Below are 21,430 nucleotides of genomic sequence, written 5' to 3'. Positions count from 1 at the left end.
CTGGGCGCCATGACGACTCCTCCCCCGGCCCGGCCGCGCCGTCCCCAGCTCAACCTCACCGTCCGGGAGCGCCGGCAGCTGTCCCCCTCGATGGTCCGGGTGGTCCTGGGCGTCGACGAGCCGGAGCGCTACGAGGACGTGGTGCCCCCGGAGAAGTACGTCAAGCTCGTCTTCCTCGACCCGGCCGTCGACCACGGCCCCGACCCCGACTACTGGGCGCTCAAGGAGTCGCTGCCGCCCGAGCACCGGCCCGTGACCCGGCACCTGACGATCCGCCGCTGGATCCCCGAGCGCGCCGAGCTCTGGATGGACTTCGTCCTGCACGGGGACACCGGCCACGCCGGGCCGTGGGCGGCCCGCGCCGAGCCGGGGCAGCGGATCATCGCCCTGGGCCCCGGCGGGACGTGGGTCCCCGACCCGCAGGCGCGGTGGACACTGGTCGCCGCGGACGACGCCGCGCTCCCCGCCGCGCTGGCCGTGCTGGAGTTCCTGCCCGACACCGCCCGGGGCGAGGCGGTCCTGGAGGTCGGCTCGCGCGCCGACGTGCTGCCCGTGACGGGCCCGGCCGGGGTCGCCGTGCGCTGGGTGTTCCGCGAGGAGGGCGGCTCCCTGCCCGAGGCTGTGCACGCGGCGGGGTGGCCGGAGGACACCGCGGGCGTGCAGGCCTTCGCCCACGGGGAGCGGGAGGCCATGAAGGCCCTGCGCCGGGAGCTGCTCGAGGTCCGCGGGCTGGACCGCTCGCAGGTCTCGCTGTCCGGGTACTGGGCGCGCGGGCGCACCGAGGACGTCTTCCAGGCCGAGAAGAAGCTGCCGGTCGGCCGGATCCTCTAGGGCCCGCCGGCCGCCTCAGCGGCGGCGGTTGCGCCGCGCGCCGGTGCCGTTGAGGTGGCCCACGAAGGGGCGCATGAGGTACTTGCCGAGCACCACGCCCGAGGCCAGGGCCACGATGGTGGCCATCGCGTTGACCAGGCCCACGATGCCGGGACCGTAGGACTCGGTCTCCACGGTGACGGTGTACAGGCCGCGGAAGATCGACAGGCCGGGCAGCAGGAACGTCAGCGCGGGGATCGCCACGACCAGCTGCGGGACCCGGTGCCAGGCCGCCAGCACGGTCGCCACGCACCCGGTCGTGACGGCGGCGACCGCCGTGTCCAGCCGCACGCCCAGCCCCAGCCAGGTCCCGGAGTGGTAGACGAGCAGGCCGGCCAGGCCCGCGAGCACGGAGGAGAGCACGTGCTGCGGCTTGGCCTGCATGGTCACCGCGAGCAGGCCGGTGGCCAGGAGCATGAACACCGTGTTGACCACGGGGTGGACGGCCGAGAACGCGTTCTGCGCGACGTCCACCGGCGGCATCCCCAGGTAGCCGGCCAGCGAGACGCCGCCGGCGATGCCCACGACGAGGCCCAGGAACGCCATCGCCGTGGACAGCAGGCGGCCGGCGGCCGTGACGGGGAAGCCGTTGATCGCGTCCTGCATCGTGGAGACCATGCGGGTGGTGGGCAGCATGAGGATGATCCCGCCCGCGATGACCAGGGCCGGGGACAGGTCCACCCCGGCCCCGGACAGCAGCAGCGCCACCACCGTGACGATCCCGGACTGGGCGGCCTGGGAGAAGAACTCGGGGATGCGCCAGACCGCCAGCCGGGTCGCCACGGCCTGGGCGAGGATCCACGCCGCCCCGGCCACGGCGGCGCCCGTGAGGCCGCCGCCGATCCCGACGATCAGCGCCATGATCGCGGCGACGGTCGCGGTGGAGACCATCCACCGCGGGTAGGGCTTGGGCTTGGCGTTGATCTCGGCCAGCCGCCGCTCGGCCTCCGCGCGGGGGGTCTCGCCGTCGGCGATCTGCGCGACGAGCTGGTGGGTCTCCCCCAGCCCGGCGTAGTTGTCCGTCCAGGAGCGCACCACGCGCATCACGGTGTGGGTGTAGGTCTCCGGGTCGTTGAGCACGTCCTCGCGCGTGCGGGGGGCCCGGTCGTCGCGGTCGGCGCCGTCGTCGGCGATGTAGTTGATCGTCACGGACTGGTTGGTGATGTCCACCTCGAGGTTCTCGACCCCGTAGGTGGCGCACACGGCGACGATCGCGTTCTCGACGTCGAGGGCGTCGGCGCCGTAGTGGAACATCGTCTCCGCCAGGCGCAGGGCGAAGTTCAGCGTGCGCCGGGCCTCGCGGTCGGTGGTGGACTCCCCGAAGCGGCGCAGGTGGGCGAAGGGCGAGACGCTCAGCCGCTCCACGGCGCGCATGGGCGCGGTGGGCGCGGACTCCCCCTGCAGGATCGAGCGCAGCCGGGCCCGCCCGCCCGGCCGGGCCGGGTGCGCGCGGGTGGCGGGGTAGGCCCCGCGCTGCATCCGGTCGGCGCTCTTGCCCGGCTCCGGGACCGGCCCGATCGTGGTGGTCTCGGGCCGCGAGACGGGCCCGGCCACGGTCCGGCGGCGGCGCCGGGGCGGGGCGGCCTGGGGGGCGGTGCTCGCCGCGGAGAGCGGCTGCGCCGCCCCGGGGACGCCGGCCGGCCCGCCGTGGGCCCGGATCTGCTCCGCGCTGAGCACGGGCAGCGCCTGCGGCGCGAGGGGGACGACGTCGAGGGTCGTGGTCTCCGCCCGGCGGCGGGCCTGCAGCGCCTGGGCCTCGGTGGGCCGGACCGGGGCGGGGACGGTGCCGCCGCGCTCGCCGGGGCGGGCGAAGCCGGTGAGGGCCGTGTCCCCGCCGGGGCCGAAGGGCTCGACGGCGTAGGGCTCGGGCTCCTCCCCCGCGCCCGACGAGGGGTAGGCGGCGAACGGGCGCAGGGGGGTGCGCGGGTCGGTCGTCACGCGGTGGTCCTCCTTCCGGGGCGCGGGAGAGCCGGGTGCGGCCGGGGACCCGGCGGGCGGGGTCGTCGGGGGTCTCAGTAGAAGGGCTGGCCGGTGCGGCGCACCCACAGCTGGCGCTGGACCTTCTCCGCGAACCGGGTCCAGGCGGCGTAGCGGGCCGGGCGCAGCACCAGGTCGTGGACGCCCACGAAGTCGACCACGGACTTGGTGAAGCTCGTCTTGAACAGCCCCAGCCCGTAGTAGGGGTGGTCCTTGTCCTTGAGCCGGTCGCTGGGCGGGGTGCCGCACAGGTCGTACTCCACGATCCCGTGCTCGCGCATCAGGTCCGTGACGGCCGTCCACTGCACGAGGTGGGAGTCGCCGTACTGGCGGCGCCGGGGCTTGGAGCCGCCGTCCTTGTAGGTGCCCTTGCGGCCGTAGGCCACGACGTAGGCGCCCACGGAGGGCTCGCCGTCCTCGTAGGTGAAGTACATCCGGCCCTGTCCGGCGCGCTCGAAGGCCGTCCAGAACTTCGCGTAGTAGTCGTAGGAGCGCAGGTTGATGTTCGCCTCCCCCTGCCCGACCGTGTCCATGAGCGCGTACATCCGGCGCATGTTCTCCTCGGTCAGCTCCACCCGCTCGACCGTGCAGCCCTCGCGCAGGGCCCGCCGCACGGCGTTGCGCCCGCGCGAGTGCAGGGACTTCAGCACGGTCTCCTCGTCGGCGTCCGTGGCCAGGACCGCCGTGGAGTCGTTGGGCTGGATGTCGAAGGACTTCCGCAGCCCCGCGCGGGCGAGCACCGCGCGGGCGTGCTCGGAGGCGGGCACGTCCGGCTCGATCTTGAGCGCGAAGACGTCCAGGCCCTGCTCCGCCACGAACCGCGCGGTGGCCTCGGCGATCCCGGGGACGTCCTCGACGGAGGCGACGTCGGGGCCCTTGATCATGTACCAGAGCCGGCCCAGGGCGGGGACCTTCTTCTCCAGGACGAGGTTGTAGGAGGCCTGCCCGCCGTCGGCGGGCTCGTGCACGAGGTGCAGGGGGCGCCAGCCGTGCTCCGCCTTGACCTCCGCGAAGGACGCGGACTGCAGCATGTTCCCGCCGTTGGGGTTGGCCGTGACGTGGTCGTCCCAGGCGGCGATCTCCTGGTCGGTGGCGAAGCGCGCGGTGAACTCTCGCAAGGCTCTCTCAATCGTCGGGGTGGTCGAGGGGGGTCGGGCGGGGGCCCCGGTCAGTCTAACCGCGCGGGGGGCGGGAGCCCGGCGGGCCCGTGTGTATCCTGTTCGGGCGGTCCGCCCGGGGGTCCGGAACCCTCCCGGCGGACCGGGACGGGACCGGCGCCGAGCCCGGAGGACCCCGGGAGCTGGGAAGGTGGCGGGAACCGTGGGTGCATCGGGCGGCCGGTGGAGCATCGCGCGCGCCGCGGTGCTGGTGACCGGGCTGACCGCCGTGTCCACGGTGCTGGGCTTCGCCCGCGACGTGGTGATCGGCGCCGTCTTCGGGGCGGGCGCCGCCCTCGACGCCTGGCTCGTGGCCCAGGGGGTGCTCAACGTGGTCCTGGGCCTGGCCGCGTGGGCCATGGCCCGGTCGGTGACCCCCGTCGTCTCCCGCGAGGCCGCCCGCGAGCGGGACGCGGGCACGGGCTGCCGCGGCCACCGCGGCTTCGACGTGGCCCTGACCCTCACCCTCGTCGCCCTCGGGGCCGCCGCCGTCGTGGCGGGGCTGCTGGCGGCGCCCCTGACCGCCGTGCTGGCCCCGGGCTTCGCCGGCGAGCAGGCCGCCACGGCCGCGGCCCTGACCCGCATCGTGCTCGTGGCGACCGTGCTCGTGGCCGCCACCGACCTGCTGGCCTCCCTCGCCCAGGCCCACGGCCGCTTCGCCTGGTCCTCGGTCCAGGGGGTGCCGTTCAACCTGGTGATGATCGCCGCCGCGGGCCTGCTCGGCCCGCACTGGGGCATCGCCGCGCTGCCGGCCGGCTACGTGGCGGGCTCGGCGGCGCGGCTGCTGCTGCAGCTGCCCCCGCTGCGGGCGCTGGGCACCCGCGTGCGGCCCCGGTGGGACCTGTCCGATCCCGGCTTCCGGGAGATCGTCCGGCTCGTCCCGCCGATGCTCGTCGGCAACGCGGTGGTCAACGTCAACACCCTCGTGGACCGGGCGGTGGGCTCGACCCTGGCCGAGGGCTCCATCACGGCCCTGACCTACGGGTGGCGGCTGGTGGACCTGCCCGAGACGCTCGTGATCGCCTCGCTGCTGGTCCCCCTCTACCCGGCGCTGTCCGCCGCGGCCGGGGACCCGCCCGAGCTGCGCCGGCTCGTGGGCCGGGGACTGGCCGTGGTCGTCACGGCCCTGACCCCGCTGTGCGTGCTGTTCACGGTGCTGGCGGGCCCGCTGGTGGCCACGGCCTTCGGCCACGGCGCGTTCGACGCCGAGGACACCGCCGCGACCGCCACGGCGGTCGCGTGGTACGCCCCCGCGCTGCTGGCCCTGGGGATCCGGCAGGTGGTGGTCCGGGCCTCCTACGCCCTGGGCGACTCCCGGGGACCCGTGGTCGTGGCGGTGCTGGCCATGGTCGTCAACGTGGCCGGCGACCTGGTGCTCGCCCCCGTGCTGGGGGTGGCGGGGATCGCCGCGGCCACGAGCGCCTCCCTGGTGCTCGCCGCGGCGCTCAACGCGTGGCTGCTGCACCGCCGCCACGGCGGCCTCGACGCGGGCCCGGCGCTCGCGCTGCTGCTGCGGGCCCTGGCCCTGGGGGCGGTCTCGGGCGCCGCCGGTGCGGCCGCGCACGCGGCGCTGGCGGGCGCCCCGGTGCTGCTGCTGGTGCCGGCGGTGGTCCTGGTGGTGGGCGCCGTGCACGTGCTGGGGCTGGCGCTGCTGCGCGCCCCGGAGCTGGGCCTGGCGCGCGACGCGGCCCGGACCGTGCTGCGGCGGCGCTGAGCCCCGCCCGCTCCCGGCCTCAGCCGCGGCGGCGGGCCAGGCGCCAGGTCAGCAGGTGCCAGGCGGGCCCGGGGTCGCGGGGGTCCCAGACGCTGTGCTGGGCGCCGAGGCTCCAGCGCAGGCTCTCGGCGACGTCGGCCGCCAGCCCGCCGCGGCGCTCGGCCCGCGCCCGCCGCAGGTCCCCCGACAGCCAGGTGTAGCGCACCCCGGGGCGGGCGTCCGGCAGCGGCGGCACCGGGCGGCCCAGCACGAGGCGCGCCCACGCGTCGGTCAGCCCCGGGCGGGCGGCCTCGGCCAGGGACAGGGAGCCGTAGAAGCGGCCGTTGAGGTCGATCAGGTGCGGGACGCCGTCGTCGCCGGTGAGGAACTGCAGCTCCACGAGCCCCCACCAGCCCAGCTCGCGCAGCAGCGCCTCCGCGCGCGCGGCGAGCTGCTCGTCCACCGGCACGGTCCGCGCCCGGGCGGAGGCCCCGTTGGGGGTGGGCCACAGCCGGGGCGTGCTCTGCTGGACCCGCCCGTGCAGGCGCCCGTCGCGGAAGACCCCGATCAGCGCGCCGAGCCGGCCCCGGACGGGCTCCTGCAGCACCGCCTCCGCCCCGGCGGCGCGGATCAGCCGCACCTGGCGGCGGGCGGAGTCCGCGTCGGGGTGCAGCCTCGCCTCGATCCGGTGCGGGCGGGTCTGCCCCGGGGCCCAGTGGGCGCGGCACTTGACGACGGCGGGGCCCTGCCACGCCGCGAGGGCCTCGTCCGTGGCGGGCACCGTGCGCGGGGCGGCGAGCCCGGCGCGGGCGGCCCGGGCGGCCAGGCCCATCTTGTCGAGGGCGGCGGCGACCACGGGCGGGTCGGGGTGGGCCGTGCGCACCGGCAGGTGCCGGCGGTAGGCCGAGACGGCCGCCATCCAGTCGTCGCCGGCGCCGAAGACGAGGTCGTAGCCGCCCTCGGCCACGGCCCGGCGCACGCCGTCGACGAACGCTCCCCCGTCCCCGCGGGGCCGCGGGACCTCGTGCCGGGCCCGCGCGGCGCGGGAGGCCCCGAGCATGCCGGGCTCGGGGGTGCCCACGCCGACGGTCCACCCGGCGCGGCGCAGCGCCCGCACCGCGGCCAGGGCGCCCCGGTCGCGGGCCGTGCCCACCACGAGCACCCGCCCGGGGGCCGGGGGCCGCCGGTCCGTGCTGGTCGGCGCGGTCGGTCTCGGTGCGGGCGTCATCGGTCCTCCGGTCGTCGGGCTGGGCACGGCTCCCACCGTATCCGGTGCTCGTGAGGGCTCCGTGGGACGGGGCCGCACGCGACGGCGCCCGCCCACCGGGAGGTGGGCGGGCGCCGTGGACGGGCCGGGGGTGCTACTCGGCGTCGTGGTCGGTCTCGAGGATGCGCACGAGCGCGTCCAGCGCCTCGTCCGCGCCCTCGCCCTCGGCCCGGAGGACGACCTTGTCCCCCTGCTCGGCCCCGAGGGACATCAGCGACAGGACGCTCGAGGCGTCCATCGCCTCGTCGGCCGGCTCGCCGTCGGCGGCGATGGTGATCTCCAGGTCGTACTCCCCGGCGGCCTCGGCGAAGATGGCGGCGGGGCGGGCGTGCAGGCCCACCTTGGAGGCGATGGTGGCGGTGCGTTCTGCCATGGTGGTGCTCCTTCGGGTTGGGGTGGTGCTGGGTCGGTGGGGGAACGGGAGTGCGGGCGGGGCCTCAGAGGCCCAGCTCGGCGAGGACGGGCAGCTCGGCGCGCACGGCGGCGGCCGCCTCGGCCGCCGTGGCCTGCTCGACCGCGAGCTCCGCGAGGGAGCGGGCGGTGGCCAGGTCCACTGAGCGCAGGACGGCCGCGACGGGCGAGAGCGCCCGGGGGCTCATGGACAGGGTGTGCACCCCGAGGCCCACGAGCACCACGGCCAGCGCCGGGTCGGCCGCGGCCTCGCCGCACACGCCGACGTTGCGGCGGCCGGAGCCCTCGGCCTCGGCGCGGCGGGCGCCCTCGACCGTGAGGCGGACCATCCGCAGCACGGCGGGCTGCCAGGGGTTGTTGAGCTCGGCGAGCGAGCCCAGCATCCGGTCGGCGGCCATCGTGTACTGGGTGAGGTCGTTGGTGCCCAGGGAGACGAACTCGACGTGGCGCAGGATCTGGTCGGCCGTCACGGCCGCGGACGGGGTCTCGACCATCACCCCGGGCACCCGCAGGCCCGCCGTCGCGGCCATCGCCGCGAAGTCGCGGGCCTCCTCGGCCGCGGAGATCATGGGGGCCATGACCCACACCTCCGCGGCCGTGGCCTCGTCGGCGCGCGCGATGGCCTCCAGCTGGCGGGCGAGCACCCCGGGCACGGAGCGGTCGGTGCGGTAGCCGCGCACGCCCAGCGCGGGGTTGGGCTCGGCGGTGTCCGTGAGGAACGGCAGCGGCTTGTCCGCCCCCGCGTCGAGGGTGCGGACCACGACCTTCTTCTCCTCGAAGGCGGCGAAGATCGCGGTGTACTGCTCGACCTGCTCCTCCACCGAGGGCTCCTCCCCGCGGCCCAGGAAGCAGAACTCCGTGCGCAGCAGCCCCACGCCCTGGGCGCCGGCCGCGGCCGCGGTGCGCGCGTCCTCGGCCGTGCCCACGTTGGCGTAGAGCGGGACCTCGGTGCCGTCGGCGAGCACGCCCCGGCCGTCGAAGTCGCTGCGCGCCGCGGCGGCCCGCTCCCAGGCCGCGACGAGCTCCCGCTCCTCCGCCCCGGGCTCGGTGCGGACCTCGCCCGTGGCGCCGTCGACGAAGACCTCGGTGCCGTCGGCCAGCTCCTCGACGCCCCGGGCGGCCACGATCGCGGGCAGCCCCAGGTTGCGGGCGAGGATCGCGGTGTGGGACTGGGGCCCACCCGCGGAGGTCACCAGGGCCAGGACCTTCGCCGGGTCCAGCGTGGCCGTGTCCGCGGGGGCGAGGTCCTCGGCGGTGAGCACGAAGGGCGTCTCCCGCTCCGGGATCCCCGGCATGGGCAGCCCCTGGAGGCGGGCCACGAGCCGGGCGCGCACGTCCTCGATGTCCGCCGCGCGCTCGGCCATGTACCCGCCGAGGGCGCGCATCTGCTCCGCGTAGGCGCTCGCCGCCTCCCACAGGGCCCGCTCGGGGGCGAGGCCGCGGTCCGTGATCAGCTTCCCGGCGTTCTTCAGCAGCGCCCGGTCCCCGGCCATCAGGGCCGTGGACTTGAGCACGTCCGCGGCGTCCTTCTCCGTGGCGGCCTCGGCCCGGCGCTTGAGCTCCGCCTTGACCTCCGCGGCCGCCTCCTGGAGGCGGGCCACCGCGTCCTCGGGGGCCTCGTCGCGCAGGGCCAGTCCGGCCGCGGGCTCGGCCACGGGAGCGGGCATGCTCACGAGCTCGCCGATGACGCGGCCCGCGCACACCCCCACGCCTGTCAGTGTTCGCATGTTGTCCTTCTTCCCGGGGAACGGTCGGTGGGTGGCCGCCACGGGGACGGCCGGGGCGGCGCGGGTCAGGCGGTCGCCGCCGCGGGCGCGGCGGCCGCGACGTCGCGCTCGGTGTCGGCCACCTTGCGCTGGACGCCGCCCACGTGCTTGAGGGCGACGACGACGCCGGCTGTGACCACCGTACCCACGAGCACGGCGGCGAGGAACATGAGCGGGTTGCCGATCAGCGGCAGGATCCACACGCCGCCGTGCGGGGCGGGCGAGGTCGCGCCCGCGCCCATGGCCACGGCACCGGCGGCCGCGCCGCCGGCCATGGTCGCGGGCAGCACGCGCAGCGGGTCGGCCGCCGCGAACGGGATCGCGCCCTCGGAGATGAAGGACAGGCCCAGCAGCCAGGCGGCCTTGCCGTTCTCCTGCTCCACCGTGCTGAAGTAGCGCTTGGCGACGAGCGAGGCGAGGGCCAGGCCCAGCGGGGGCACCATGCCGGCGGCGATGACCGCGGCCATGATCTCCTGCGGGGCGGTGTTGGCGGCCGTGGCGGCGCCCAGGCCCGCGGCGGCGAAGGTGTAGGCGACCTTGTTGATCGGCCCGCCGAGGTCGAAGCCCATCATGAAGCCGAGGATCGCGCCCAGGGCCAGGGCCCCGGCACCGGTCATGCCGCTGAGCCACTCGGTGAGCCAGGCCATGAACGTGGCGATCGGCCCGCCCAGGACGAGCAGCAGCAGTCCCGAGGAGAAGATCGTGGCCAGCAGCGGGATGACGACCACCGGCATGAGGGAGCCCAGCCAGCGGGGCAGCTGCGGCTTGGCCAGCCAGTAGGCGGCCAGGCCGGCCAGCAGCCCGCCCACGATGCCGCCCAGGAAGCCGGCGCCCATGAAGTTGGCCACGAGCCCGGCGGCGAAGCCGGGGGCGATGCCGGGCCGGTCGGCGAGGCCGTAGGCGATGTAGCCGGCGAGGGCGGGCACGAGCAGCCCGATCGCGAGCGAGCCCATCTTGAACAGCACGGCGCCGAGGTACTGGGCGAGCGAGGCCTCGCCGAGGTTCCACAGGGTGGAGGTGCCCAGGACGTCGTCGGCGATGTTGGCGATGTCCGCCCCGGCGACCATGAAGCCCAGGGCGATGAGCAGACCGCCCGCGGCGACGAACGGGATCATGTAGCTCACGCCCGTCATCACGGCCTTGCGGATGCGGGTGCCCCACCCCTCCTGGCCGGAGGCCGCGGCGTCCTCGGTCCCGGCCCCGCCGCCCTGGACGCGGGGGGCGTCCGGGTCCTCGGCCCGGGCGAGGGCCTCGCGGATCATGACGTCGGGCTCGTCGATGCCCCGCTTGACCGGGGAGGCGACGTAGGGCTTGCCGGCGAAGCGGCCCCGGTCGCGCACGTCCACGTCGGTCGCGAAGATCACCGCGTCGGCCGCGGCGATCGCGGCGGGGTCCAGCTTGGTGAAGCCCGCCGAGCCCTGGGTCTCGACCTGCAGGTCGACCCCGAGCTCCTGGGCGGCGTTACTGAGCCCGTCGGCGGCCATGTAGGTGTGGGCGATCCCGGTCGGGCAGGCGGTGACGGCCACGACCCGGCGCCGCTGCCCCGCCGCGGCGGGGGCCTGCTCCGGGACCGCGGCACCGGACGCGGCCCCGCCGGCGGCCACGGCCGCCGGGGTCGCCGCGGCCGTGGTCGCCCCGGCGGGACCCTCCTCGGCGGGACCGAGACCGAGCGCGCCGTCGACGAGGCGCACGACCTCCTGCTCGCTGCGGGCCGCGCGCAGGGACGCGGTGAAGTCCTTCTTCATGAGCGAGCGGGCGAGCTTGGCCAGCAGCTTCAGGTGGGTCTGGTCCGCGCCCTCGGGGGCCGCGATGAAGAAGACCAGGTCGGCGGGGCCGTCCTTCGCGCCGAAGTCGACCTTCGGGTCCAGGCGGGCCATGGCCAGGGTCGGGGCCGTGACGGCGGTCGAGCGGCAGTGCGGGATCGCGATGCCGCCCGGGATGCCGGTGGCGGTCTTGTCCTCGCGGGCGATGGCGTCGGCGAGCAGCCCGTCGAGCTGCTCCGCGCGCCCGGCGCGCTGGACCAGGGCGGCGAGCTGACCGATGACGGTCGCCTTGTCCTCCCCGAGGTCCTGGTCCAGCTGGACCAGGTCGGGCGTGATGAGCTCGGACACGGTGTCCTCCTTGAGCGGCGGGCCCTGGGGCCCGGGTGGTTCGTGGTGGTCGGGGAAGCAGGTGGTGCGGGTCAGCCGGCGGCGTCCTGCGGGGCGAGCTCCCGCACGGCGACGGCCTCCGGCGTGGTCCCCGACAGCGCGGGGACCCGCGTGCCGGGCAGTGCGGCGGCCGCCGTGCCGGAGGCGACGGCCTGGCGCAGGCACCCGGCGGGGTCGTCCCCCCGCTCGTGGGCCAGCAGGTAGCCGGCGAGCGAGCTGTCGCCCGCGCCGACGGTCGAGCGGACCGCGACGGGGGCGTGCACCGCGTGCCAGGAGCCCGCCGCGGTGGTCAGCACGGCGCCGCCGCCGCCCAGCGTGGTCAGCACGGCGCCCAGGCCCCGGCCGACCAGCGCCGCGGCCACGGCCGCGGCGAGCGCGGGGTCGGCCTCGAGGGCGTCGCCGTCGCCGCGGCCCACCAGCTCGGCCAGCTCCTCGCCGTTGGGCTTGATCAGGTCGGGCAGGGCGTCGTCGTCGGCCGTCGCGCCGGCCAGGGCGGGGCCGGAGGTGTCCACGGCGATCCGGGGGGCGCGCTCGCCCAGGGCGGCGCGCACCCGGCGGACCAGCTGCGCGTAGGTGCCCGGCTCCGCGCCCGGGGGCAGGGAGCCGGCGAGCACGATCCAGGAGGCCCCGGCCCCGTGGCGCACGAGCAGCGCGGCCAGCTCCTCCAGCCGCTGCGCGCTCAGGGGCGTCCCGGGGGCGTTGAGCTTCGTGGTGGTGCCGTCGGGCTCGGTGATGGTGACGTTGGAGCGCACCGGGGCCCCGGCCGGGACGCTCTCGTGCGGGACGCCGGCGGCGTCGAGCTCGGCCAGCAAAGGGTCCCCGGGGTCCGCGGGGAGCACCGCGAGGGTGGGCGAGCCGCTGGCGCGCAGGGCGCGGGAGATGTTGACGCCCTTGCCCCCGGCGTCCTGCCGGGCGCCCGTGGCGCGCTGGACGGCGCCGCGGCGCAGCGCGGCGCCGAGCTCGACGGTGCGGTCCAGGGAGGGGTTGAGGGTGACGGTGAGGATCACGCGAGCACCACCTCGACGTCGGCGGCCTCGAGGGCCGCGGCGAGCTCGGGGCCGGGGGCCCGGTCGGTGACGAGGGTGTCGATCTCCTCGAGGGAGGCGAAGCGCATGAGGGTCTCCTGCCCGAACTTGGCCGCGTCGCACAGCAGCACGACGCGGCGGGAGGTCTGGACGATCGCCGACTTCACGACCGCCTCGATGGGGTCGGGGGTGCTCAGCCCGAACTCGGGGTGCAGGCCGTTGCAGCCGATGAAGGCGACGTCGGGGCGCAGCCGGGAGTAGTGCTCCGCCGCCCGGCCGCCGGCGGCGGCCCAGGTCAGCTTGCGCACCCGCCCGCCCACGAGCTCGAGGCCGATGCCGGTGGCGTCGGCGAGCTTCGCGGCGATGTGCAGGGCGTGGGTGATGATCAGCTGCTCCTGGCCGTCCGGCAGCGTGGAGTCGGAGCGCACGATGAGGTCGGCGAGCGCCTCGACCGTGCTGCCGGCGTCGAGCACCACGGCCCCGGCCCCGCTGGTGCGCAGCAGGGAGAAGGCCGCCTCGGCGATGCGGCGCTTCTCGGGGGTGTTCAGGTGCTGGCGGGAGTGGATGGCCTTCTCGTCGACCGTCGTCTGCTCCACGGGCACGGCCCCGCCGTGGACCCGCCGCAGCCGTCCGGCCGCCTCGAGGGCGGCGAGGTCGCGGCGGACCGTCTCCATGGTGACGTCGAAGCGCCGGGCGAGCTCGGCACCGTTGACCCGTCGGCTCGTGGCCACGAGCTCGGCGATCTCCGCCTGGCGCTCCGTCGCGAACATGTCCTGCACCTCCTCGGCCGGGAACCGGCCCTCCGCTCCTGTGTTCCGTTGAGTTTATGTGACTTCGTGTGGGTTTACCAGGGGTTCCGGTGATCCACTTCACGGGACGTCGCGGAGCGGTGCCGACGCCGCGGGCCACGGCCGCGGGGGGGCCGGGGGGGCCGGCGTCCGGGGGCGGGCGTAGCCTGGGCCCGGGAGACCGTGCCCGTCCCGGCCCGCCGTGCGGGCCGGTCCCGTCCCGCGAGCAGGAGCGCCGCCCCGATGCTTGTCCGCCTCCTCCGGCAGTACACCGGCCGCTACCGGCGCTGGGTGCTGGCCGTCGTGGTCCTGCAGCTCGCCGCGACGGTCGCCGCGCTGCTGCTGCCCAGCCTCAACGCGCGGATCATCGACGAGGGCGTGACCCGCGGCGACACGGACCTGGTGCTGCGGGTGGGGCAGGTGATGCTCGTCGTCGCCCTCGTGCAGGTGCTCGCCGCCGTGGCCGCCGTGTACTGCGGGGCGCGCGCGGCCATGGGCACGGGCCGGGACCTGCGGCGGGCCGTCCAGCGCCGCGTCGGCTCCTTCGGGGCCCGCGAGGTCGGGCGCTTCGGGGCGCCGTCGCTGATCACCCGCGGCACCAACGACGTCCAGCAGATCCAGCTGCTCGTGCTCACGGGCCTGAACTTCATGGTCGCCGCCCCCATCATGAGCGTCGGGGGGATCGTCATGGCCCTGCGCGAGGACCCGGGGCTGTCGTGGCTCGTGTGGGTCTCGGTGCCGCTGCTCGCCGTGGTGGTGGGCGCCCTCGCGACCCGCCTGATGCCGCTGTTCCGGCTCATGCAGGCCCGGATCGACCGCGTCAACGGTGTGCTCCGGGAGCAGATCGTGGGGGTGCGCGTGGTGCGGGCCTTCGTGCGCGAGGACCACGAGCGCCGCCGCTTCGCCGGGGCCAACGCGCAGCTGACGGACGTCTCCGTGCGGATCGGCTCCCTGTTCGTGCTGATGTTCCCCCTGATCAGCATGATCCTGCACCTGGCCACGGCCGCGGTGCTGTGGTTCGGCGGCCAGCGCGTGGACGCGGGCCAGATCCAGGTCGGCTCGCTCACGGCGTTCCTGCAGTACCTGCTGCAGATCCTCACCGCCGTGATGATGGGCACCTTCATGCTGATGATGGTCCCGCGCGCGCTGGTCTGCGCCGAGCGCGTCGCCGAGGTCCTGGACACCGAGCCGGAGCTGCGCGAGCCGGAGGAGCCGGTGGCCCCGGGCCCGGCCCGCGGCGCCGTGGAGCTGCGCGGGGTGAGCTTCTCCTACCCCGGGGCGCAGGCCCCCGTGCTCGAGGACCTCGACCTGCGCGCCGGACCCGGCACCACGACCGCCGTGGTCGGGGCCACGGGCTCGGGCAAGTCCACCCTGCTGCGGCTGCTCCCCCGGCTGCTCGACCCCACGGCCGGGACGGTGCTGCTGGACGGCGTCCCGCTGCCGCGGTACGGGCGCGCCGAGCTGAGCGCCCGCGTGGGGTGGGTCCCCCAGCGGGCCTACCTGTTCTCGGGCACGGTGGCCTCCAACCTGCGGCTGGGCCGGCCGGAGGCCACGGACGAGCAGCTGTGGGCGGCGCTGCGCACCGCCCAGGCCGAGGACTTCGTCCGCCGCATGCCGGGCGGGCTCGAGGCCCCGATCGCCCAGGGCGGCACCAACGTCTCCGGCGGGCAGCGGCAGCGGCTGGCCATCGCCCGGGTGCTCGTGGCCCGCCCGGCGGTCTACCTCTTCGACGACTCCTTCTCGGCCCTGGACACCGCCACCGACGCCCGCCTGCGCGCCGCCCTGCGCCCGGTCGTGCGCGGGGCCACCGTGGTCGTCGTCGCCCAGCGGGTCTCCACCGTGCGCGACGCCGACCGGATCCTCGTCCTGGAGGGCGGGCGGATCACGGCCCGGGGCACCCACGAGCAGCTGCTGGCCCGGTCGGGCACCTACCGGGAGATCGTGCGCTCCCAGGCCGGGGCCGAGGACGCCGCCGAGCCGGCCGCTCCCCTGTCCGCCGAGGGGAGCCGCTGATGTCCCGGCACGAGGCGGCCCCGCCGCGCCGGGCCCGGCGCTTCTGGCCCTCGGCCGGGCGCCTGCTCGGGCTGCTGCGCCCGCACTGGCCGCGCCTGGCCGTCGTCGTCGTCTTCGGGGCGGTCTCCGTGGCGCTGACCGTGTGGGCGCCGCTGGTCCTGGGCCGGGCCATGGACGTGATCTTCCGCGGGGTCGTGGCGCGGTCGGTGCCCGCCGGCGCCGACCGCGCCGAGGTCGTCGAGCGGCTGCGCGCCCAGGGCGAGGACGACCTCGCGGCCATGGTCTCGGCGATGGAGCTCGTGCCGGGCCGGGGCATCGACTTCGCGGCCCTGGGGCGGCTGATCGCGCTGGTGCTCGTGCTCTACCTCGTGGCCTCGGTGCTCCAGTGGGCCCAGGGCTGGCTGCTCAACCGCGTGGTGATGCGCGTCGTCCACGACCTGCGCGCCGCGGTGGAGGACAAGCTCCACCGGCTGCCGCTGGGCTGGTTCGACGGCCGCCAGCGCGGTGACGTCCTGTCCCGGGTGACCAACGACATCGACAACGTCCAGACCGCCCTGCAGCAGTCCTTCACCCAGCTGGTCCAGTCGGTGCTGACGGTGGCCGGGATCGTGGTGATGATGTTCGTCGTCTCCTGGCAGCTGGCCCTCGTGGCGCTGCTGGCCCTGCCCCTGTCCGCGCTGGGCGCCGGGCTGATCGGCGCCCGGGCCCAGCGGCTGTTCACGGAGCAGTGGCGGGCCACCGGCGCCCTCAACGGCCACATCGAGGAGTCCTTCTCCGGCCACGAGCTGGTCAAGGCCTTCGGCCGGGAGGAGCAGATGGCGCAGGTCTTCGACGAGCGCAACGAGGCCCTCTACCGGGCCGCCTCCGGGGCGCAGTTCGTCTCGGGGACGATCCTGCCCGTGATGCAGTTCGTCTCCTACCTCTCCTACGTCGCGATCGCGGTGCTGGGCGGGCTGCGGGTGGCCTCGGGCCAGCTGACCCTCGGGGCGGTCACGGCGTTCATCCAGTACTCCCGGGAGTTCACCCAGCCGCTGTCGCAGCTGGCCGGCATGGCCAACGCCCTGCAGTCCGGGGTCGCCTCCGCCGAACGGGCCTTCGAGCTGCTGGACGCCCCCGAGCAGCGCCCGGACACCCCGCGGGCCCGGCTGCCGCGCCGGCCCCGCGGGCACGTGCGCTTCGAGCGCGTGTCCTTCTCCTACGCCCCGGACGAGCCCCTGATCCAGGACCTCGACCTCGAGGCCCGCCCCGGGCGCACCGTGGCCGTCGTGGGCCCGACCGGGGCCGGCAAGACCACCCTCGTGAACCTGCTGCTGCGCTTCTACGAACTGGACGGGGGCCGGATCACCCTCGACGGCACCGACATCACCGAGCTCTCCCGCGCCGAGCTGCGCGCCGCGGTGGGGATGGTGCTGCAGGACGCGTGGCTGTTCGGCGGCACGATCCGGGAGAACATCCGCTACGGGCGCCTCGACGCCACGGACGAGGAGGTGCTGGCCGCGGCGCGGGCGGCCTACGTGGACCGGTTCGTGCGCGCCCTGCCCGCGGGCTACGACACCGTGATCGACGAGGAGGGGGACAACGTCTCGGCCGGCGAGCGGCAGCTGATCACGATCGCCCGCGCGTTCCTGGCCAACCCGTCGCTGCTGGTGCTCGACGAGGCCACCTCCTCGGTGGACACCCGCACGGAGCTGCTCGTGCAGGAGGCGATGGCGGCCCTGCGCACCGACCGCACCTCGTTCGTGATCGCCCACCGGCTCTCCACGATACGCGACGCCGATATCATCCTGGTGATGGAGGACGGCCGGATCGTCGAGCAGGGCCCGCACGAGCGGCTGCTCGCCGCCGGCGGGGCCTACGCCGAGCTGTACCGCAGCCAGTTCCGCGCCCCGGTCGCCGGCGACGACGCCCCGGCCGCCCCCGCCGCCCCCGCCCTCCCCACCGACCCAGGAGAACCTGCCCCATGACGCCCCGCCAGCTCTACGGCCGCGCCGCCTCCGCCGAGGCCGTCACCTGGACCCTGCTGATCCTCGGCATGGTCCTGAAGTACACGGGCGTCTCGGAGGCCTTCGTCCCGGTCTTCGGGACCCTGCACGGCATCGTGTTCCTCGCCTACTGCGTGGTGACCTGCTTCGTGTGGGTCGACCACCGCTGGTCCGCGGGCGCGGGGCTGCTGGGCCTGGCCTCCTCCGTGGTCCCGTGGGCCACGGTCCCCTTCGAGCGCTGGGCCGCGCGCGCCGGGCTGCTCGAGGGCGGCTGGCGGCTGGCCCCCGGCGGGGTCTCCCCCGCCGGGCCCCTCGAGCGGCTGGGCGCCTGGGCGCTGCGCAGCCCGGTGCTCGCCGCCGCGGCCGGCGTCGCCGCCGTCGCCGTGGCCACCGCCGTGCTGCTCCAGCTGGGCCCGCCCGTCCCCCGCGGCTGAGCCCCGCCGCGGGCCGGGCCGTGGCGGGCCCGGTTCCCGGCCGGGCGAGCCCGCGATAGCGTGGGCGGCGGACGGCCCCGCCGACCGCCGGCGGGCGCCCCGAGGAGGAGCCCCGTGACCAATTTCGCCCACGTCGAGCGACGCCACCTGGCCGCGCTGCTGCGCCGCACCGGCCCCGACGCCCCGACCCTGTGCGAGGGGTGGACCACCCGCGACCTCGCCGTGCACCTGGTGCTGCGCGACGGCCGCCCCGACGTCCTCGCGGGCCGGGCCCTGCCGCAGCTGCCCGTGCTGGGCGAGCGGGCCCGCCGCACGGAGGAGTCCCTGGCCGGGCTCCCGTGGGACCGGCTGGTCCAGAAGGTGGAGCGGCCCCCGCTGTACTCCCCCGCCCGTCTCGGCCCCCTGGACCGGCGGATGAACACCGTGGAGTTCTTCGTCCACCACGAGGACGTCCGCCGCGCCCAGCCCGAGTGGCACGACCGGCCGCTGCTCCACGACGAGGAGCAGGACCTCTGGGGGTCGCTGCGGCTGCTGGCGAAGGTGCTGCTCAAGGACGACGAGGACGCCCTCGTGCTCATCGCCCCCGGCTTCGGTGCCGTGCGCGGCGGCCGCGGCCGCACCGGCACGGTGCGCGTGCTGCGCGGCGCCCCGAGCGAGCTGCTGCTGTGGGCCTTCGGGCGCCGCGACCGGGCCCGGGTCGAGGAGTCGGTCGAGTAGACCCGCCCGCGCACGACGACGGAGGCAGGGGCCCGCGCGGTGCGCGGGCCCCTGCCTCCGTCCCGGCCTCCCCGCGGGGAGCCCGGCGGGACCGGCTCAGCGGAACAGGTCGGCGCGCACCCCCATGATGATCCGGTCGCCGGGGCGGGCGGTGCGCATGTACCGGGCCACCTCGTGCTCGTGCAGCGAGATGCAGCCGGCCGTGGGGACCTTGTTCGCGTGCAGGAAGATCGCGAACCCGTTGCCCTGGACGATCGGCGAGTCCGGCGGCCGGTTGTAGTTGATCACCACGCCCAGGCGGTAGTCGCCGGACTGGGCGAAGTACCACATGTTCTCGTCCGGCCACGTGTAGCCGGTGGACTCGAAGTACTTGTTGTACAGGGTGCCCGGCCGCCCGCCCCAGCGGGAGTTCGGGTTGAGCTGGCGGTAGGGCAGCGCGGTGCCCGGGTCGTAGACCCCGAAGGACTCCGTGACCGAGTAGGAGCCCTGCGGCGAGTACAGGTACTGGGTGTGTCCCGAGGGCACGCCCGGGCGCTTGAACCCGCTGGCGCCGACGTGGGCGGAGGTGCGCCACTCCTCGACGTAGCTGCCGGCGATCCGCACGCAGTTGACGAACGTGGCCTGCGAGCGCCCGTAGCCCTCCGCGATGGTCAGGGAGACCCGGGCCGCGTTGCGCGTGGGCTGCACGGAGCGGCCGGTGTTGAGGTGGTGGCACTCCCCGCGGAACAGGTGGGTGCGGGTGCCGCCGGAGCGGCTCCAGGTGATCAGCCCGCGCTGGAACGTCTGGACGACGGTCCCGGTGCCGGTCTCGTCGGTGACGGGGTAGCCGAAGGTCCCGCGCTCGCGGCCCGAGAGGATCCACTTGTGGCCGATGGCCCCGTTCGTCTGCACGGCCCGGGCGCCGGTGGCGGGGCTCCAGTAGACGGTGCGGCCCTTCGCGAAGACCTGGCGGCAGCCGCCGCTGGGAAGACCGCAGGTCTCGTCGGTCACCGGGTAGCCGTAGGTCCCGTTCTCGCGCCCGGCCCGGACCCACTTGTGCCCGATCGCGCCGTTGGTCTTCACCGCCCGCGCCCCCGTCCCGGGACGCCAGTAGACGGTGTGGCCCTCCGCGAAGACCTGGTAGCAGCCGCCGCCCGTGAGCCCGCACCGCTCGTCGGTCACCGGGTGACCGTAGCTGCCGCCCGGGCCGCCCGCGCGGGCCCAGCGGTAGCCGATGGCGCCGTCGGCCTGCACCCAGTGCGCGCCGGTGGCGGGGCTCCAGTGGACGGTGCGCCCGCGGGAGAAGCCCTGGCGGCAGCCGCCGCCGGGCAGGCCGCAGGCCTCGTCCTCGAGCGGCCAGCCGAGGCCGGCGACCGCCCCGGAGCGCAGCCACTTCTGCCCGATCGCCCCGCGCAGCTGCACGAAGTGCGCGCCGTGGGCCTCGGCGTACAGGACCGTGCCGCGCTCGTGCGGCCACTCCCAGCCGCCCTCCCGCTCCTGCATCGGCCCGGCAGGTGCTCCGGTGCGGGCGCCCGCGCGCTGGGCGGCCGCCTCGAGGGCCTGCCGCACGGCGGCCGGGACGCCGGCGTCCTCGTCGGCCGCGGCGGCGGACGGCCGGTCCGCCGTGCCGGGCTCCTCAGCGGCGCCGGGAGCCGTTGCCCCGGGCGCCGTGTCCTCGCGGGACGCGTCGTCCTCCTCCGGGGCCCCCTCCGTTCCGGGCCGCTCCGCCGGCTCCGTCGCGGGGGCGGTCGCGGGCGCCTCGGCGGCGGCGGACGGTGCGGTCCGGGTGGGCTCCGGGGCCGCCGGATCGCCGACCAGGGTGAGCACCGCCCGGGCGCTGGTCCCGGCGGCGTCGACGACGACGTAGTCGACCTCCAGGCGCTCCGGCGCGGGGCCGTCCGCGCCGGCGGTCCCGAGCGCCAGCACGGGGTGCTCGGGCTGCTCCCAGCCCGCCGGGAGGTCGGCGGGGTCGGTGTCCGGGCCGACGACGCGCAGCAGCCCGAGGCCGGTGGCCCGTTCCCGCCCCGGCTCCTCGTCCGGGACCCCGGGGTCCGGCAGCAGCAGCAGCGACCCGGCGGGGTCGGCCAGGGTGTCGTTGGCGAGGACGTCGAGCCGCGCCGCGCCGTCCTCCCCCGCGGGCTCGAGCTCGGCGAGCACGATCTCGTCGTCGCGCAGGACGGGGGCGGCGACCGTGCTGCCGGCCGTGCCGGGACCGGCGGTGGGACCGGGCGCGGCGGTGGGATCGGGGGCGGCGACGGCCCCGGGGGTGCCGGCGACGACGACGGCGAGGCAGGCCGCGAGCGCGGCGGGCAGTCGCAGGGCAGGTGTTCTCATGACGGGGGGTCCCTCGCTGGGGTCAGTCGGTGAACTCGACGTAGTGGTCGGGGGTGGTGTTGTCGAAGACCCGCACGGCCAGCTCGGCCTCCGGGCCGGCGCTGAAGGCGACGTCGAGCGAGGTGCTCCCGCCCGGCTCGAGGGTCGGGAAGGTCTCCATGCGGGCGCCGAGGTCCTCGTCGAAGGCCGGGGTGGCCGGCTCGTCGCCGGCCAGGGCCACGGGGAAGGACCACGGGACGGCGTCGACGGGCTCGTCGCCGGTGTTGGTCAGCGTGAGGGTGAAGACCTGCACCGGGGTGCCGGGGGCCGCGCGGACCGACCGCTGCCCGGTCGTGGCGTGCCTGGGCCCGTCGACCCGGGCCTCGAGGCCCTCCGCGACCGCGGCGGACGTCCCGAAGCGGGCCCCCGCGTCCCGGGTGGCGGTCCCGTCGTAGGGGGCGACGTCGTTGCCGGACGGAGCACCGGTGGGGGTGCCGTTCGCCGCCGGCGGGGCGGTCTCCCCCGGCGCGGCGCCCGGGGTCGTCGCGGCCGGGCTCGGGGAACCGGCCGGGTCCGAGGCGCCGGTGGGGCCGGTGGTGGCCGCGGTCGTTTCCTCGCCGGCCCCGCCGGCGCACCCGGTCAGGGCCAGGACCAGCAGGAGCGTCCCGGCGAGACGGGTGCTGTGCGGGCACGCACGGGGCGGGCGGGGGACGTCAGGGGTCATGGGGGCTCCTCGGGCGGTCCCACGGGGGCCGGGACCACGGCGGAGGGCGCGCCCGGGGTGGCGGCCGTCCTGTGGCCCACGCTACACGCGGCGTTTGCTTTCGCGATCAGATGACCGAGTGTGGCGGCCGGGCCGCTGCGGGCCCGCCGTCGTCGGGCCCCGCA

The 21,430-nt window shown here is 76.5% G+C and carries 16 protein-coding genes; 6 read left to right on the top strand and 10 right to left on the bottom strand.

Going from position 1 to position 21,430, the window contains the following annotated elements:
• The first annotated feature begins 9 nt into the window (after window positions 1-9).
• Window positions 10-831: a siderophore-interacting protein gene (locus tag LQU92_RS05785; RefSeq protein ID WP_230778818.1), complete on the top strand. Its 822-nt coding sequence runs from the start codon at window positions 10-12 to the stop codon at window positions 829-831.
• 15 nt (window positions 832-846) lie between these two features.
• Here the strand turns inward: LQU92_RS05785 and LQU92_RS05780 are convergent, their stop codons facing one another.
• Together LQU92_RS05780 and LQU92_RS05775 are read right to left on the bottom strand one after the other, a co-directional pair.
• Window positions 847-2,808 carry a threonine/serine exporter ThrE family protein gene (locus LQU92_RS05780; RefSeq protein WP_101852892.1) on the bottom strand — a complete coding sequence of 654 codons (1,962 nt, stop codon included), beginning with the start codon at window positions 2,806-2,808 and terminating at the stop codon, window positions 847-849.
• A gap of 74 nt (window positions 2,809-2,882) precedes the next feature.
• The gene (locus LQU92_RS05775; protein WP_101852893.1) at window positions 2,883-3,965 is read right to left on the bottom strand and encodes a peptidoglycan bridge formation glycyltransferase FemA/FemB family protein; all 1,083 of its coding nucleotides are present in this window, start codon (window positions 3,963-3,965) and stop codon (window positions 2,883-2,885) included.
• 202 nt (window positions 3,966-4,167) lie between these two features.
• On the opposite strand from LQU92_RS05775, the gene murJ reads away from it, so the two are divergent.
• Entirely contained in the window at window positions 4,168-5,718 is a 1,551-nt protein-coding gene (gene murJ / locus LQU92_RS05770) for a murein biosynthesis integral membrane protein MurJ (protein WP_230778816.1), read from the top strand.
• 19 nt (window positions 5,719-5,737) lie between these two features.
• Here the strand turns inward: murJ and LQU92_RS05765 are convergent, their stop codons facing one another.
• From LQU92_RS05765 to LQU92_RS05740, 6 genes are all read right to left on the bottom strand, one after another.
• The gene (locus LQU92_RS05765; RefSeq protein ID WP_230778814.1) at window positions 5,738-6,925 is read right to left on the bottom strand and encodes an ATP-grasp domain-containing protein; all 1,188 of its coding nucleotides are present in this window, start codon (window positions 6,923-6,925) and stop codon (window positions 5,738-5,740) included.
• A gap of 133 nt (window positions 6,926-7,058) precedes the next feature.
• Window positions 7,059-7,337 (bottom strand): HPr family phosphocarrier protein, encoded by a 279-nt coding sequence (locus LQU92_RS05760; protein WP_101852896.1) that lies wholly within the window; start codon window positions 7,335-7,337, stop codon window positions 7,059-7,061.
• Window positions 7,338-7,401: 64 nt separating this feature from the next.
• Window positions 7,402-9,102: a phosphoenolpyruvate--protein phosphotransferase gene (ptsP, locus tag LQU92_RS05755; protein ID WP_101852897.1), complete on the bottom strand. Its 1,701-nt coding sequence runs from the start codon at window positions 9,100-9,102 to the stop codon at window positions 7,402-7,404.
• 65 nt (window positions 9,103-9,167) lie between these two features.
• Window positions 9,168-11,252 (bottom strand): fructose-specific PTS transporter subunit EIIC, encoded by a 2,085-nt coding sequence (locus LQU92_RS05750; protein WP_230778812.1) that lies wholly within the window; start codon window positions 11,250-11,252, stop codon window positions 9,168-9,170.
• Window positions 11,253-11,323: 71 nt separating this feature from the next.
• Complete coding sequence (locus tag LQU92_RS05745) at window positions 11,324-12,298, bottom strand: 1-phosphofructokinase family hexose kinase (protein WP_230778810.1); 975 nt, start codon at window positions 12,296-12,298, stop codon at window positions 11,324-11,326.
• The gene (locus tag LQU92_RS05740) at window positions 12,295-13,086 is read right to left on the bottom strand and encodes a DeoR/GlpR family DNA-binding transcription regulator (RefSeq protein ID WP_058858170.1); all 792 of its coding nucleotides are present in this window, start codon (window positions 13,084-13,086) and stop codon (window positions 12,295-12,297) included. The genes LQU92_RS05745 and LQU92_RS05740 overlap by 4 nt, the downstream gene beginning before the upstream one ends.
• A 261-nt stretch (window positions 13,087-13,347) precedes the next feature.
• On the opposite strand from LQU92_RS05740, the gene LQU92_RS05735 reads away from it, so the two are divergent.
• From LQU92_RS05735 to LQU92_RS05720, 4 genes are all read left to right on the top strand, one after another.
• A complete protein-coding gene (locus LQU92_RS05735) occupies window positions 13,348-15,117 on the top strand; it encodes an ABC transporter ATP-binding protein (protein ID WP_230778795.1) in 1,770 nt (589 codons plus the stop codon).
• Window positions 15,117-17,081, top strand: a complete 1,965-nt coding sequence (locus LQU92_RS05730) for an ABC transporter ATP-binding protein (protein ID WP_230778777.1) — start codon at window positions 15,117-15,119, stop codon at window positions 17,079-17,081. The genes LQU92_RS05735 and LQU92_RS05730 overlap by 1 nt, the downstream gene beginning before the upstream one ends.
• A complete protein-coding gene (locus LQU92_RS05725; RefSeq protein ID WP_230778774.1) occupies window positions 17,078-17,533 on the top strand; it encodes a DUF3817 domain-containing protein in 456 nt (151 codons plus the stop codon). The genes LQU92_RS05730 and LQU92_RS05725 overlap by 4 nt, the downstream gene beginning before the upstream one ends.
• 114 nt (window positions 17,534-17,647) lie before the next feature.
• Window positions 17,648-18,250 carry a TIGR03085 family metal-binding protein gene (locus tag LQU92_RS05720; RefSeq protein ID WP_101852904.1) on the top strand — a complete coding sequence of 201 codons (603 nt, stop codon included), beginning with the start codon at window positions 17,648-17,650 and terminating at the stop codon, window positions 18,248-18,250.
• A gap of 96 nt (window positions 18,251-18,346) precedes the next feature.
• Here LQU92_RS05720 and LQU92_RS05715 read toward each other — a convergent pair whose 3' ends face one another.
• Together LQU92_RS05715 and LQU92_RS05710 are read right to left on the bottom strand one after the other, a co-directional pair.
• The gene (locus LQU92_RS05715) at window positions 18,347-20,563 is read right to left on the bottom strand and encodes a L,D-transpeptidase family protein (protein ID WP_230778771.1); all 2,217 of its coding nucleotides are present in this window, start codon (window positions 20,561-20,563) and stop codon (window positions 18,347-18,349) included.
• 22 nt (window positions 20,564-20,585) lie between these two features.
• Complete coding sequence (locus LQU92_RS05710; RefSeq protein ID WP_230778768.1) at window positions 20,586-21,266, bottom strand: hypothetical protein; 681 nt, start codon at window positions 21,264-21,266, stop codon at window positions 20,586-20,588.
• Window positions 21,267-21,430: the final 164 nt, after the last annotated feature.

The sequence above is a fragment of the Kocuria sp. LUK genome, from assembly GCF_021012935.1.
Lineage (GTDB): Bacteria > Actinomycetota > Actinomycetes > Actinomycetales > Micrococcaceae > Kocuria > Kocuria flava.
Note: the sequence above shows the minus strand (reverse complement) of the source record. Positions and strands in the feature narration are given on the sequence as shown.